The 12,963-nt window shown below is 67.7% G+C and carries 12 protein-coding genes; 10 read left to right on the forward strand and 2 right to left on the reverse strand.

Going from position 1 to position 12,963, the window contains the following annotated elements; translation table 11 throughout:
* Positions 1–268 precede the first annotated feature (268 nt).
* Positions 269–1,285, forward strand: coding sequence for a transglutaminase family protein (locus DSX2_RS02050; protein WP_020879368.1), 1,017 nt, complete (start codon positions 269–271; stop codon positions 1,283–1,285).
* 137 nt (positions 1,286–1,422) lie between these two features.
* Here the strand turns inward: DSX2_RS02050 and DSX2_RS02055 are convergent, their stop codons facing one another.
* The gene (locus DSX2_RS02055; protein WP_020879369.1) at positions 1,423–1,755 is read right to left on the reverse strand and encodes a hypothetical protein; all 333 of its coding nucleotides are present in this window, start codon (positions 1,753–1,755) and stop codon (positions 1,423–1,425) included.
* Positions 1,756–1,894: 139 nt separating this feature from the next.
* On the opposite strand from DSX2_RS02055, the gene DSX2_RS02060 reads away from it, so the two are divergent.
* The 9 genes from DSX2_RS02060 (at position 1,895) to DSX2_RS02100 (ending at position 9,582) form a co-directional block, all read left to right on the forward strand.
* The gene (locus DSX2_RS02060) at positions 1,895–2,599 is read left to right on the forward strand and encodes a 1-acyl-sn-glycerol-3-phosphate acyltransferase (protein ID WP_020879370.1); all 705 of its coding nucleotides are present in this window, start codon (positions 1,895–1,897) and stop codon (positions 2,597–2,599) included.
* Entirely contained in the window at positions 2,592–4,259 is a 1,668-nt protein-coding gene (locus DSX2_RS02065; RefSeq protein WP_020879371.1) for a ribonuclease J, read from the forward strand. The genes DSX2_RS02060 and DSX2_RS02065 overlap by 8 nt, the downstream gene beginning before the upstream one ends.
* Before the next feature lie 138 nt (positions 4,260–4,397).
* Positions 4,398–5,177: a fumarylacetoacetate hydrolase family protein gene (locus tag DSX2_RS02070; RefSeq protein ID WP_020879372.1), complete on the forward strand. Its 780-nt coding sequence runs from the start codon at positions 4,398–4,400 to the stop codon at positions 5,175–5,177.
* 173 nt (positions 5,178–5,350) lie between these two features.
* The gene (rpsB, locus tag DSX2_RS02075; protein ID WP_020879373.1) at positions 5,351–6,121 is read left to right on the forward strand and encodes a 30S ribosomal protein S2; all 771 of its coding nucleotides are present in this window, start codon (positions 5,351–5,353) and stop codon (positions 6,119–6,121) included.
* A gap of 5 nt (positions 6,122–6,126) precedes the next feature.
* The gene (gene tsf, locus DSX2_RS02080) at positions 6,127–6,741 is read left to right on the forward strand and encodes a translation elongation factor Ts (RefSeq protein WP_020879374.1); all 615 of its coding nucleotides are present in this window, start codon (positions 6,127–6,129) and stop codon (positions 6,739–6,741) included.
* A 135-nt stretch (positions 6,742–6,876) separates the two neighbouring features.
* Entirely contained in the window at positions 6,877–7,596 is a 720-nt protein-coding gene (gene pyrH, locus DSX2_RS02085; protein WP_020879375.1) for a UMP kinase, read from the forward strand.
* 4 nt (positions 7,597–7,600) lie between these two features.
* Positions 7,601–8,155: a ribosome recycling factor gene (frr, locus tag DSX2_RS02090; protein ID WP_020879376.1), complete on the forward strand. Its 555-nt coding sequence runs from the start codon at positions 7,601–7,603 to the stop codon at positions 8,153–8,155.
* Between the two features lie 5 nt (positions 8,156–8,160).
* On the forward strand, positions 8,161–8,922 hold the full coding sequence (locus tag DSX2_RS02095; protein WP_020879377.1) for an isoprenyl transferase: 762 nt from the start codon (positions 8,161–8,163) through the stop codon (positions 8,920–8,922).
* Positions 8,923–8,982: 60 nt separating this feature from the next.
* A complete protein-coding gene (locus DSX2_RS02100) occupies positions 8,983–9,582 on the forward strand; it encodes a cysteine hydrolase family protein (protein ID WP_020879378.1) in 600 nt (199 codons plus the stop codon).
* Positions 9,583–10,191: 609 nt separating this feature from the next.
* Here DSX2_RS02100 and DSX2_RS02105 read toward each other — a convergent pair.
* On the reverse strand, positions 10,192–12,909 hold the full coding sequence (locus DSX2_RS02105) for a molybdopterin-dependent aldehyde oxidoreductase (RefSeq protein WP_020879379.1): 2,718 nt from the start codon (positions 12,907–12,909) through the stop codon (positions 10,192–10,194).
* Positions 12,910–12,963 lie beyond the last annotated feature (54 nt).

Below are 12,963 nucleotides of genomic sequence, written 5' to 3' on the forward strand. Positions count from 1 at the left end.
GGCACGGCGGACCGCGCCGCAAGACGCATGCACGAGGGGCGCCCGCAGGGGCGCCCCTTTTTTCGTGGCCGCGCGGGGACGACTCGCGCGATGCGATAGGATTTCGCCTCCGACGGCGCGCCACTGGATAGGATTCATCAATAATATCCCTGCGATGTTGCCCAGCCACGCGCTTTCGGGGTAGCGTGCCCGCTTATCATTCCTAAAGCGTCGGATTAACCCGCACCCCGCGCAGGCCCGGCCCGCGCGGCCATCGCAAGGAGACCGCATGCGCATCGTCCGCCTTCTTCTGGTCCTCTGCCTCGTCCTGCTCCCGGCCTATGCCCTGGCCGCGGCCAAGGGCGGCACCTTCACCGTGACCGTGAAGCCGAGCGTGCTGCCCGACTCGCACTCGGCCAGGCTCTGGCTGCCCTACCCCATGTCGAACGACGACCAGACCGTCTCCGACATGCAGGTCAGCGGCAACTACGACCGCTCGGCCGTGTACACGGACCCCTTCTCCGGGGCCACCTACCTCTACGCCGAATGGACGCGGCTCACGGCCAAGCCCTTCGCGGTCATGAGCTTCCACGCCGAGCCCCGCTACGCCAAGGCCACGGGCCTGAAGGACATGGGCCTGCCCGTGCCCGCGCCCATCGCCGCGCGCTACCTGGCCTCCACCGAGTGGGTGCCCGCCGACCAGTACAAGGCCCAGGCCGCGAAGATCGTCGCGGGCAAGCGCACCATCCTGGCCAAGGCCCGGGCCATCTACGACTGGACCGTGGACAACACCTTCCGCGACCCCGACGTCCAGGGCTGCGGCCTGGCCGTCCCCGGGCGCACGCTGACCGAGATGAAGGGCGGCGGAAAGTGCGCGGACATCAGCGCCGTCTTCGTGACGCTGTGCCGCGCCGCGGGCGTGCCCGCGCGCGACGTCTACGGCCTGCGCCTGGCCTCGCCCAAGAGCGGCGACGTGACCTCCGCCTTCCACTGCTGGGCCGAGTTCTACCTGCCGGGCACCGGCTGGGTGAAGGCCGATCCGGCCGACGTGCGCAAGATGATGCTGGTGCACGACCTGAAGCTCGGCGACAAGGACACGGCCATGTGGCGCGAGTTCTTCTGGGGCGGCGACGACCTTCTGCGCGTCACCCTGGAGAAGGGCGCGCGCGGCGTGCTCTTCAACCCGCCGCAGCAGGGCGGCCTGGTCAACTACTTCATGTATCCCTTCGCCCAGGTGGACGGCCGGACGCTGAACTGCCTGGACGCCAAGGACTTCAGCTACACCGTGGACTTCGCGGCCGACTAGCGCGGCGCAACGCCCGAAGACGGCCGAAGAGGGCCGAAGACGCGAAAAGGGACGGGAAGCCGAGGCTTCCCGTCCCTTTTTCCATCCCGGGCGGACGCGACGGTTTCCCGTCACGCGCATCGCCGCGAAGCCGTCCGCTACTGCAGGCGACCCTTGTTGCGCATGCCCCAGTGGCCCTTGGGGATGGGCAGGCAGACGTTGCTGCCGGGCACGTCGGCGCACATGAGCAGCTCGCCGGTGCGCTCGTTGAAGATGACGCGGTCCAGGAACATGGACAGGGCGTGGGCGGGCGCCACCTGGGGGCCGCCGGGCAGGCAGCGCTCGAAGAGCGCCTGGCCCGCCGCGCGCACGATGCGCAGCGCCTCGGCCGAGATGGCGATGTCCTGGTAGTCGAGCTGGTGCAGCCCCTCCTCGGCGAGCCCGAGGGGCGGCACAAAGGGCATGGGTTCGCTTTGCAGTGTCGGAATCATGACGTCCTCCCGTTGCTGGAGGACCATTGAGCAACCCCCGTGCCATCCCGCCGAAGCGCTTGCCTGCCGTGTTTTCCCGAGACGCCCCTTGTTCGCGGCCGCCTTTTTCCGTACTCTCCGCCCCGAGAGGTTCTGCCGCATGTTTCACAATCTGCTCATCTGGCTCGTCTTCCTGCCGGCGACGATCCTGCTCGCCCTGCTGTCGATCGTCGCCCCGTCCACCTGCGACTGGGTGCACAAGGTCTGGGGGGGGCTGGCCCTGTTCTGCTTCGGCGCGCGCGTCTCGGCCGAGCTCGACGCGCTCGAGCCGGGGAAGACCTACGTCTTCATGGCCAACCACCAGAGCCAGCTGGACATCCTGCTGCTCCTGGCCGTGCTGCACGCCCACAGCGTGCGCTTCGTGGCCAAGCAGGAGCTCTTCTCCATCCCGGTGCTCGGCTGGGCCATGAGCCGCGTGGGCCACGTGGCCATCGACCGCGGCAACAGCCTGAAGGCCATGAAGAGCCTGGACCGCGCGGCCGCGAAGGCGCGCGAAGGCATCTCCATCATCATCTTTCCCGAGGGCACCCGCGCGCCGGAAGAGCCCGAGGACCTGCAGGAATTCAAGATCGGCGGCATGATCCTGGCGCTGAAGACCGGGCTGCCCGTGGTCCCGGTGATCATCTCCGGCACGGCCCGCGTGCTGCGCAAGAAGAGCCTGCGCGTCCACCCCGGACCGGTGCGCGTGCGGGCGCTCGCGCCCATCGAGACGACGGGCCGCTACACGCTCAAGCAGCGCGAGGCCTTCCGCGACGACCTCTACCGCGTCATGAACGACGCATACCGGGAGCTTCACAATGGCTGATCCAGCCGCGCACGGGGGCCTGACCATCTATCCGCTGGGGGGCCTGGGCGAGATCGGCATGAACTGCATGCTGCTTTCCACGGCCCAGGGCATGATCCTCATCGACTGCGGGCTCATGTTCCCCGAGGAATACCTCTTCGGCATCGACGTGGTCATCCCCCGCTTCGACTTCGTGCTGGCCAACAAGGACAAGCTCCGCGCCATCGTCCTGACCCACGGCCACGAGGACCACATCGGCGCCCTGCCCTGGCTCATGCCCTTCGTGGACGTGCCCATCTACGGCTCGCGCTTCACCCTGGCCCTGGTCGAGAGCAAGCTCAAGGAGCACGACCTGGACCGCTACGTGACGCTCAAGCCCGTCCAGGGCGGCGACAGGCTCGTCTTCGGGGACATCGCCTGCACCTTCATCCCGGTCTGCCACTCCATCATCGAGGGCTTCGGCCTGGGGATCGAGACCCCGGCGGGCCGCATCGTGCACACCGGCGACTTCAAGATCGACCGCCACCCGCTGGACGGCCACGCCACGGACATGGAGGCCTTCCGCGCCTTCTCCGAGCCCGGCGTGACGCTCATGCTCTCCGACTCGACCAACGTGGAGTCCGAGGGCCGGGCGCTGACCGAGCGCGAGATCGAACACACCTTCGACACCATCTTCGCCGAGGCCGACGGCCGCATCCTGATCACCCTCTTCTCGAGCCACATCCAGCGGCTGCAGGAGATCTTCGACCTCGCCGCCAAGCACGGACGCAGGGTGGCCGCCAGCGGCCGGAGCCTGTGGCGCAACATCGACATCGCCCGCGAGCTCGGCCACCTGCGCATCAAGCCCGGGGTCTACGTGCAGCTCGACGACGTGCCGCGCTTCCCGGACCGCGAGATGGTCATCCTGCTCACCGGGTCGCAGGGCGAGCCGCTCTCCGCCCTCTCGCGCCTGGCCATGGGCGAGCACCGGCAGATCCGGGTGCACGAGGGCGACCTGCTGATCATGAGCTCGCGCTTCATCCCGGGCAACCAGCGGGCCATCACCCGGCTCATCAACCGGCTCTACAAGCTCGGGGCCGAGGTGCTCTACGAGCGGGTGGCGGGCATCCACGCCTCGGGCCACGCCTACCAGGCCGAGCTGGGCCAGATGCTCGACGCCGTGCGTCCCAAGTTCTTCATCCCGGTGCACGGCGAGTACCGCCACCTGGTCAAGCACCGCCGCCTGGCCGTGGAGCGCGGCGTGGCGCCCGAGCGCTCCCTGGTCGTCGAGGACGGCCAGCCCGTGACCTTCCTGCCGGACGGCACCATCCGCCTGGAGGAGAAGATCGTGGTCGAGTCCATCTACGTGGACGGCAAGGGCGTGGGCGACGTGGGCCACACGGTGCTCAAGGAGCGGCAGCTGCTCGGCGGCGAGGGGCTGGTCATCGTCAACCTGGTCATCGACGAGGCCACGGGCGAGATAACCCTCGGCCCGGACATCCTCTCCAAGGGCTTCATCTTCGAGCAGACCTACGCGCACTATCTGGAAGACGCCAAGTGCATCGTCCTCGACATCTACGAGAACGTGCCGCCCAACCAGATCGACAAGCTGAAGGAGCGCATCCGCTCCTCCCTGCGCCGCTTCTTCCGCAAGGTGCTGGACCGCGACCCCGTGGTCATCCCGGTGGTCATCTCCATCTAGCTCCGTCCGGACGCACCCTCTCTCCGGCCCGCGCGCGGGCCGGAGGAGGCGGCCGCGCGCCGCCGAAGTTGGACACGGACGGGCGCGACTGGTAGGGAAAGTCGAGCCCCCGCAACCCGAACCCGCCGAGGTCCTCCCATGCGCATCCTCCGCGTCCTGCACCAGGGCAGGATATTCTACGCCTCCCTCCTCGAAGACAGCGTGGTCTGCCTGAACAAGGAGCTCGGCTACACCGACCCCATCCCCCTGCGCGACCTCTCCGTGCTGCCCGTGGTCATGCCCAGCAAGATCGTCTGCGCGGCCATCAACTACCGCGCCCACGGCGCCGAGCTCGGCCACTCCGTGCCCGAGGAGCCGCGCCTGTTCCTGAAGCCGCCCTCCGCGGTCATCGGCGCGGGCCAGGCCATCATCCTGCCCGAGGCCTCCTCGCGCGTGGACCACGAGGGCGAGCTGGCCGTGGTCGTGGGCAGGAACGCAAAAAACGTGGCCGAGGAGAACGCGGACGAGTACATCTTCGGCTACACCTGCGCCAACGACGTCACCGCCCGCGACCTGCAGCAGCGCGACCAGCTCTTCGGCCGCGCCAAGGGCTTCGACACCTTCTGCCCCATCGGCCCCTGGATCGAGACCGAGGTGCCCGATCCGGACAACCTCGTGCTGCGCACCCTGGTCAACGAGGAGGTGCGCCAGGAAGGCAGCACCGCGGACATGATCTTCGGGCCGAGAAGGCTCCTCGCCTACGTCTCCTCGATCATGACCCTCTCCCCGGGCGACGTCATCCTCACCGGCACGCCCGAGGGCGTGGGCCCCATCAGGGACGGCGACGAGGTGCGCGTGGAGATCGAGGAGGTGGGCCTGCTCATCAACCCCGTGGTCGGCACCCCGGTCACGATCGAGGAAAAGCACACCGTGCAGTAGTTCTTCCGGCACCCCCCGCGCGGCTCCCCCGGGCGCCGCGCGGGGGTTGCCATCTTCGGGGAATTTGTTTAGATACCTCGGTTCCCAAAAACGCACACCCCGCGATCTCAGGGTTGCCCGCCGCGTCGGCGGGTCCAGGTACGGGGTGGAGGAAAAACCCAAGGAGTCTCAAGATGGCCTACGTTACCATGAAGCAGATGCTGGAGACCGGCGTCCACTTCGGACACCAGACCCGGCGCTGGAATCCCAAGATGCGCCCCTTCATCTACGGCGCGCGCAACGGCATCCACATCATCGACCTGCAGCAGACCGTGAAGCTCTTCCAGAAGGCGCACGACTTCCTCGCCCAGACCGTGGCCGAGGGCGGCAACGTCATCTTCGTCGGCACCAAGCGCCAGGCGCAGGAGTCCGTGAAGACCGAGGCCGACCGCGCCGGCATGCCCTTCATCACCAACCGCTGGCTGGGCGGCACGCTGACCAACTACCAGACCATCCGCAAGAGCATCGACCGCCTGAAGAAGCTCGAGGCCATGGTCGAGGACGGCTCCATCAACCGCTACGGCAAGAAAGAAGTCTCCATGCTCATGCGGGAGCTGAAGAAGCTGCAGGCCAACCTGGGCGGCATCAAGGCCATGGACCGCCTGCCGCAGGCCGCCTTCATCATCGACCCCAAGCGTGAGGAGATCGCGGTCCAGGAATGCCGCAAGCTGGGCATTCCCATCGTGGCCGTCGTGGACACCAACTGCGATCCCGACGTCATCGACTACGTCATTCCGGGCAACGACGACGCCATCCGCGCCATCAAGCTCTTCGTGACCCACATGGCCGACGCCTGCCTCGAGGGCGCCGCCGGCCAGAAGGAGCGCGGCGCCGAGGAGCCCAAGGCCGCCGCCGAGGACAAGCCCGAGACCGAAGACGCCGGCGCCGCCGGCCAGGAGGACTAAGTCTCATGAGCATCACCGCCACCCAGGTGAAGAACCTGCGCGACAAGACCGGCGCGGGAATGATGGATTGCAAGAAGGCCCTCGGCGAGTGCGCCGGCGACGAGGAGAAGGCCATCGCGTGGCTGCGTGAGAAGGGCATCGCCAAGGCCGCCAAGCGCGCCGGCCGTGCCGCCTCCGAGGGCATCATCGGCAGCTACATCCATACCAACGGCAAGATCGGCGTCATGGTCGAGGTCAAGTGCGAGACCGACTTCGTGGCCCGCTCGGACAAGTTCCAGGAGTTCGCCAAGAACGTGGCCATGCAGATCGCTGCCGCCGCGCCCATCTGCCTGCGCTCCGAGGAAGTGCCCGCCGACCTTCTCGCCAAGGAGAAGGAGATCTACAAGCACCAGGCCATGGCCGAGGGCAAGCCCGAGAACATCGCCGAGAAGATCGTCGATGGCCGCCTGAAGAAGTTCTACAAGGAAGTCTGCCTCCTCGATCAGCCCTTCATCAAGGACGACAAGGTCTCCATCGGTGACCTGCTGAACGAGCTGGTCGCCGTGCTGGGCGAGAACATCCAGATCGGACGCTTCGTGCGAATGGCCCTGGGTGAAGACCAGCAGGACGCCGCCGAGTAGCGACAACGAAGCGGGCCGAAAGGCCCGCTTTTTTTTGCCCGCCCCCGCCCACCACGCCGGATTGCCTTGGCGGGGCGAAGATTGTACCACTTGAACCAGCAAACCCCGCCGGCTCCACCGGCCCGAGGATGGACCATGCAATCTCTCCGCTACAAGCGCGTTCTGCTCAAGCTCTCCGGCGAAGCCCTGGCCGGCGAACAGAAGTTCGGCATCAACCCCGCCACGCTCGACGTCATCGGCCGTGAGATCGTCGAGGTCTCCCAGATGGGCATGCAGCTCGTCCTGGTCATCGGCGGCGGCAACATCTTCCGCGGCATGTCCGAGTCCGCCGCGGGCATGGACCGCGCCTCCGCCGACTACATGGGCATGCTGGCCACCGTGCTGAACGCCCTGGCCGTGCAGGACGCCCTGGAGAAGCTCGGCGTCGAGACCCGCGTGCTCTCGGCCATCGCCATGCGCGAGGTCTGCGAGCCCTACATCCGCCGCCGCGCCGTCCGCCACCTGGAGCACGGCCGCGTGGTCATCTGCGCCGCGGGCACCGGCAACCCCTATTTCACCACCGATACCGCCGCCGCCCTGCGCGCCGCGGAGCTCAAGTGCCAGGCCATCCTCAAGGCCACCAAGGTCAGCGGAGTCTACGACAAGGATCCCATGAAGCACGACGACGCCGTCATGTTCCAGAAGATCACCTACCTCCAGACCCTGGAGCGGCGCCTCAAGGTCATGGACTCGACCGCCATCTCCCTGGCAATGGACAACAACCTGCCCATCGTCGTATTCAACCTCTTCCAGACCGGGAACATACGCAAGGTCGCCCTCGGCGAGGACATCGGAACGACGGTTACAGGAGGCTAACGTCATGCAATCCGTGCTCAAGGACTCCGAAGACAAGATGAACAAGGCCGTGGAGAACCTCAAGCGGGAGTTCGGCAGGCTGCGCACCGGCCGCGCCTCCACCGCCCTGGTCGAGAACATCAAGGTCGACTACTACGGCACCCCCACCCCGCTGCCGCAGATATCCTCCATCGCAGTCCCGGATTCGCGGAGCATCACCATCCAGCCCTGGGACCGCAACGCCTTCTCCCTCATCGACAAGGCCATCCAGACCTCCGACCTCGGCCTGTCCGCGGTCAACGACGGCAAGGTCCTGCGCATCAACATCCCGCCCCTCACCGAGGAGCGCCGCAAGGAACTCGTCAAGCTGGCCAAGAAGTACACCGAGGAGACCAAGGTCGCCGTGCGCAACATCCGCCGCGACGGCAACGAGACCCTGAAGAAGAAGGAAAAGGACAAGGACATCACCCAGGACGACCTGCACAAGGGGCAGGACGAGATCCAGAAGCTGACCGACGGCTACATCAAGAAGGCCGAGCAGGTCCTGGGCGACAAAGAAAAAGAGATCATGGAGATCTAGGCTCCATGTCGCCTTCCCAAGGCACGCTGCTGCCGCAACACCTCGCCATCATCATGGACGGCAACGGCCGCTGGGCGAAAGCCCGCGGCCTGCCGCGCAGCGAGGGGCACCGCGCGGGCACCGAGGCCGCAAAGGCCGTCATCACCCGCTGCCGCGAGCTCGGCGTGCGCCACCTCACCCTCTACACCTTCTCCAGCGAGAACTGGGCCCGCCCCCAGGACGAGGTCGGCTTCCTCTTCAAGCTGCTCACCGAGTTCCTGACGCGCGAGCTGCCCAACCTCATGTCCCAGTCCATCCGCCTGCTCGTGCTCGGCGAGATGCAGGCCCTGCCCTTCGCCGCGCGCCAGATCCTGAACCACGCCGTACGCAAGAGCGCTGGCAACTCCGAGATGATCCTGAACCTCGCCCTCAACTACGGCGGCCGCGCCGAGATAGTGCGCGCCGCCCGCCGCTGCGTGGAGGAAGGGCTCCCCGCCGACGAGATCACCGAGGAGGCCCTGGCGCAACGCCTCTACACCGTGGGCCAGCCCGACCCGGACCTCGTCATCCGCACCTCCGGCGAACTCAGGCTCTCCAACTACCTCCTCTTCCAGGCCGCCTACAGCGAACTCTACTTCACCGACACGCTGTGGCCCGACTTCTCCCCCGCCGAACTCGACAAGGCCCTGGCCGACTACGCCACCCGCCAGCGCCGCTTCGGCGGAATCGAGGGCTCCGCCGGGAACTCGGACGAAACGCTGCCCGGCTCCTCCGCAAGCAAGCCCTGATCCCCCGCCGCCTTCCCCTCTCGTAGACACGGCCGCCCCTTCCGGCCTATCCTCCAGGCCATGAACGCACAGCAGAAATCCCTGCCCCAGGCCGTGGCCCTGGCCATCGTGGACATGCAGAACGACTTCGTGCTGCCCGGCGCGCCCGCCTGCGTGGCCGGAGCCGAGGCCACCGTGCCCACGCTGGTCCGCCTCCTGGCCCTGGCCCGCGCCCGCGCATGGCCCGTCGTCCACGTCCACCGCCTGCACAGGCCGGACGGCAGCGACGCGGAAATCCCCCGCCGCCACCTCTTCAGCCAGGGGACCGGCATCTGCGTCACCGGCAGCAAGGGCGCCGAGATCATCCCCGCCCTCGCCCCCCTGCCCGGCGAATACCTGCTGCCCAAGACCCGCTACAGCGCCTTCCTGGACACCCCGCTCGACGCCCTGCTGCGCCGCCTGAACGTGCGCACCCTCCTCGTCGGCGGCACCCAGTACCCCAACTGCATCCGCGCCACCGCCACCGACGCCATGGCCCGCGACTACCACACCATCGTCGTCACCGACGCCTGCTCCGCCCAGGCCCCAGACGTCGCCCAGGCCAACGTCCGCGACATGCTCGCCATGGGCATCGACTGCATCCCCCTGGACGACCTCGAACGGCTCGCCGAGGCCGAATAGCCTCCGGCGGCCAGGGCGGGGGCTGCGCGCCCCCGCCCTGGACCCACCCCGCGCGAGGCGCTGCCTCGACTCCTGCGCGCACGGCGCCCGGTCAGGCCGGGCAAACGAAACCTGGGCGTGGCAAGCCCCAGGAATGAGTGTGCCCGTGGACCGACAGCTTGTCGTGAGCCTCTTCCCTCTCCTTTGCCGAGAGCCTTCAGGGGCGCTTGCGGGCATGGATGCTGGCAAAGGAGATGGTGCGGGCCGGATTTTTCTTCTCCCGCCGGAAACGGCGGGAGAAGAAAAATCCGGCCCGATCTTCACGGCCATTCCACGGCGCTCGACCGCCCTGCTCCATCCGTGCCCCTCCACGCCCGGACCGCCCATGTCCATTGCCCGGCGTATCGCGGGCGAAGGGGGGGCAAGGGCCAGTGGCCCTTGCGAGGGTGGGTGCAGGGAGGGGCGAGGAGCCCCTTCCTGCCGGGGAGGGTCAAGGGAGGGCGAGGAGCCCTCCCTTGCAGCGGAATCCCGAGGGGGGCCCCCTCCCCCAAAATGCGTGGGGTGGGCACGCTTTCGCGCGCCCACCCCACAAGGTGCTGGAGGTGGACAGTTATGTCCTGTGTTCCGGGACTACCCCTTCAGTCCGGCGAGGACCTTCTCGGGCAGGGCCGGGAGGTGCGTGATGCGCACGCCGCAGGCATTGTAGATGCCGTTGATCACGGCGGCGTGGGGGGCGGCCAGGGGCATCTCGCCCACGCCGGAGGCGCCGAACGGACCGTCGGGCCGCGGGGTCTCCACGTAGATGATCTCCATGTTGTCCGGGATCTGCTTGATGTACGGGAAGCCCGCGCCCGCGAGGGTCGAGTGCTTCTTCAGATCCTCGTAGTCCTCGGTCAGCGCCAGGCCGATGCCCTGGGCCAGGCCGCCGTAGATCTGGCCGTCGACGACCAGCTTGTTGTTCACCTTGCCGACGTCGGCCACGATGGTGCAGCCCTCGACCTGGACCTTGCCGGTCGCGGTCTCCACGGCGACCTCCATGAGGTACACGCCGTACATGTAGCAGCAGAACGGGCTGCCCTGGCCGTTGGCGTCGCAGTCCTTGGCCGGGGCGGTCCACTTGCCGTTGACCCTGGTGGGGATCTTCTCGGCGACCATCTCGTCGTAGGTGCGGTAGCCGCCGCCCGGCTTGCGCATGGCGTCGAGCAGCTTCTCGCAGGCGTTCTTGATGGCCTGGCCCGTGACGACCTGGGAGCGGCTGCCGCCCGCCGGGCCGGAGTTCGGGGCCTTGCTGGTGTCGTTCATGACCAGCCTGATCTGCTCGGGCGCGAGGCCCAGGGGCAGCAGGGCCTCGTGGGCCACGCCGAGGGTACCGGCGTCGGCGCCCTGGCCGTGGTCTTCCCAGCAGTCGAAGATGGTCACGGTGCCGTCGGCGTTCAGCTCGGCGTCGGCCTCGGAGGTGTCCGGGCCGTCAAGGCCGGAGCCGTACACGCCGATGGCCACGCCCACGCCCTTCTTGATCGCGGCGGTGGACTCCTTCTTGGCCTTCTCCTGGGCGGCCTTGTACTTGGGCCGCAGGATCTCGATCATCTCGGGCAGGCTGTAGACCTCGGGGTCCTGGCCCGTGGGCGTGGTCGCGCCCTTGCGGTAGCAGTTCTTGTAGCGCAGCTCGAGCGGGTCCATGCCCAGCTTCTCGGCCAGTTCGTCCATGAGCACCTCGGAGGGGAACTCGCTCTCCGGCGCGCCGTAGCCGCGGAAGGCCGCGCCCCAGGCGTGGTTGGTGCAGACGGTGCGGCCCTCGCCGCGGATGCTCGGGAAGTTGTAGCCCGCGCCGATGAACTGGGCGCCGCGAAGCGTCAGCAGGTCGCCGAACTCGGAGTAGGGGCCGTGGTCGACGGTCCAGTCGCTCTCCAGGGCCAGCAGCGTGCCGTCCTTCTTGGCGGCGAAGCGCAGGTTGGTGATGAAGGGCGAGCGCTTGCCGGTGTAGGCCTGCTGCTGCTGGTAGTTGTAGCGCAGGTGCACGGGGCGGCCGGTGGCCAGGGCGGCCACGCCGAGCAGGGCCTCCATGGTCGGGCTGAACTTGTAGCCGAAGGTGCCGCCCGTGGGGTTCTGGACCATGACCATCTTCTCGGGCTCGACGCCGAGGCCCGGGGCGATCATGTACAGGTGCAGGTGCAGGCCGATGGACTTGGAGTGGATGTTGAGCTTGCCGTCCTCGTCGAGGTAGGCGAAGCCGACGTCCGGCTCGATGGGCAGGTGCGGCTGGCGGCCGACGTAGAAGTCGTCCTCCACCACCACGTCCGCCTTCTCGAAGATGGGCGCGGTCTCCGGGCCCTTGGCGATCTTCTGGATGTAGTAGACGTTGGGCGTGCCGGGATGGATCTCGATGGCGTCCTCGGCCATGGCCGCGGGCGCGCTCATGTACTCGGGCAGCTGCTCGAGGTCCACCTTGACCTTGGCGGCGGCGGCGCGGGCGTTCTTCTCGGAATCCGCGCAGACGATGGCGATGGCGTCGCCGTACTGGAAGATCTTCTCGTCGCAGAGGATGGGACGATCCCAGCCGTCACCCTTGTTGGTCGGGAAGGTGATGAGGCCGGTGATGCGGTTCTTGCCCTTGACGTCCTTGTGCGTGAGCACGCTGTGCACGCCGGGCATCTTCAGGGCCTCGGAGGCGTCGATGCCCTTCAGGTTGGCGTGGGAGACCTCGGCCTGGACCAGGGCCAGGTGCAGGGTGTCTTTCGGCATCTTGACGCCCAGGTCGGCGCCGAAGTCCCAGGCGCCGGTGACCTTGGCCACGGCGCTCGGGCGGGGGTACTCGGAGCCCCAGATGCGGCCGTCCTTGGGCAGCTTGAAGGCGAGGTCCTTCATGGAGAGCTCGCCGCGCAGCACCTTGGCGGCGTCCATGACGGCGTCCACCAGGGGCTGGTAGCCGGTGCAGCGGCAGGCGTTGCGGTTCTTCTGGAACCACTCGCGCACGTCGTCGCGGCTCGGCTTGGGGTTGGAATCGAGCAGCGCCTTGGCGGAGACGATGAAGCCCGGCGAGCAGAAGCCGCACTGGGCGCCGCCGTGGACCATCCAGGAGAGCTGCAGGGGGTGCAGGTGGTCGGCGGTGCCGAGCCCCTCGATGGTGTGGATCTCGGCGTTCTCGGGCACGCGCTTCATCTTGGTGATGCAGGAGCGGACCAGCTTGCCGTCCATGATGACGTTACAGGCGCCGCACTGGCCCTGACCGCAACCCACCTTGGTGCCGGTCAGCATGAGCTGCTCGCGCAGCACGTCGGCCAGGGTGTCCTCCGGGTTGACGGCCAGCGTCCGCACGGCCCCGTTGACGGTGAATGTCTTCTTGATCATTCGGCTCTCTCCATATGGTATTGAAGTTACACTCCATCCTGCGGCAGGATGTGA

The sequence above is a fragment of the Desulfovibrio sp. X2 genome (assembly GCF_000422205.1).
GTDB lineage: Bacteria > Desulfobacterota > Desulfovibrionia > Desulfovibrionales > Desulfovibrionaceae > Alkalidesulfovibrio.

Bases quoted from the DNA above. Each gene is read 5' to 3' on its own strand.
- rpsB (WP_020879373.1), top strand. From the start codon at position 5,351: ATGGCCTACGTTACCATGAAGCAGATGCTGGAGACCGGCGTCCACTTC.
- DSX2_RS02055 (WP_020879369.1), bottom strand. From the start codon at position 1,755: ATGATTCCGACACTGCAAAGCGAACCCATGCCCTTTGTGCCGCCCCTC.
- DSX2_RS02070 (WP_020879372.1), top strand. From the start codon at position 4,398: ATGCGCATCCTCCGCGTCCTGCACCAGGGCAGGATATTCTACGCCTCC.
- DSX2_RS02095 (WP_020879377.1), top strand. From the start codon at position 8,161: ATGTCGCCTTCCCAAGGCACGCTGCTGCCGCAACACCTCGCCATCATC.
- pyrH (WP_020879375.1), top strand. From the start codon at position 6,877: ATGCAATCTCTCCGCTACAAGCGCGTTCTGCTCAAGCTCTCCGGCGAA.
- DSX2_RS02060 (WP_020879370.1), top strand. From the start codon at position 1,895: ATGTTTCACAATCTGCTCATCTGGCTCGTCTTCCTGCCGGCGACGATC.
- DSX2_RS02100 (WP_020879378.1), top strand. From the start codon at position 8,983: ATGAACGCACAGCAGAAATCCCTGCCCCAGGCCGTGGCCCTGGCCATC.
- tsf (WP_020879374.1), top strand. From the start codon at position 6,127: ATGAGCATCACCGCCACCCAGGTGAAGAACCTGCGCGACAAGACCGGC.
- DSX2_RS02065 (WP_020879371.1), top strand. From the start codon at position 2,592: ATGGCTGATCCAGCCGCGCACGGGGGCCTGACCATCTATCCGCTGGGG.
- DSX2_RS02105 (WP_020879379.1), bottom strand. From the start codon at position 12,909: ATGATCAAGAAGACATTCACCGTCAACGGGGCCGTGCGGACGCTGGCC.
- DSX2_RS02050 (WP_020879368.1), top strand. From the start codon at position 269: ATGCGCATCGTCCGCCTTCTTCTGGTCCTCTGCCTCGTCCTGCTCCCG.
- frr (WP_020879376.1), top strand. From the start codon at position 7,601: ATGCAATCCGTGCTCAAGGACTCCGAAGACAAGATGAACAAGGCCGTG.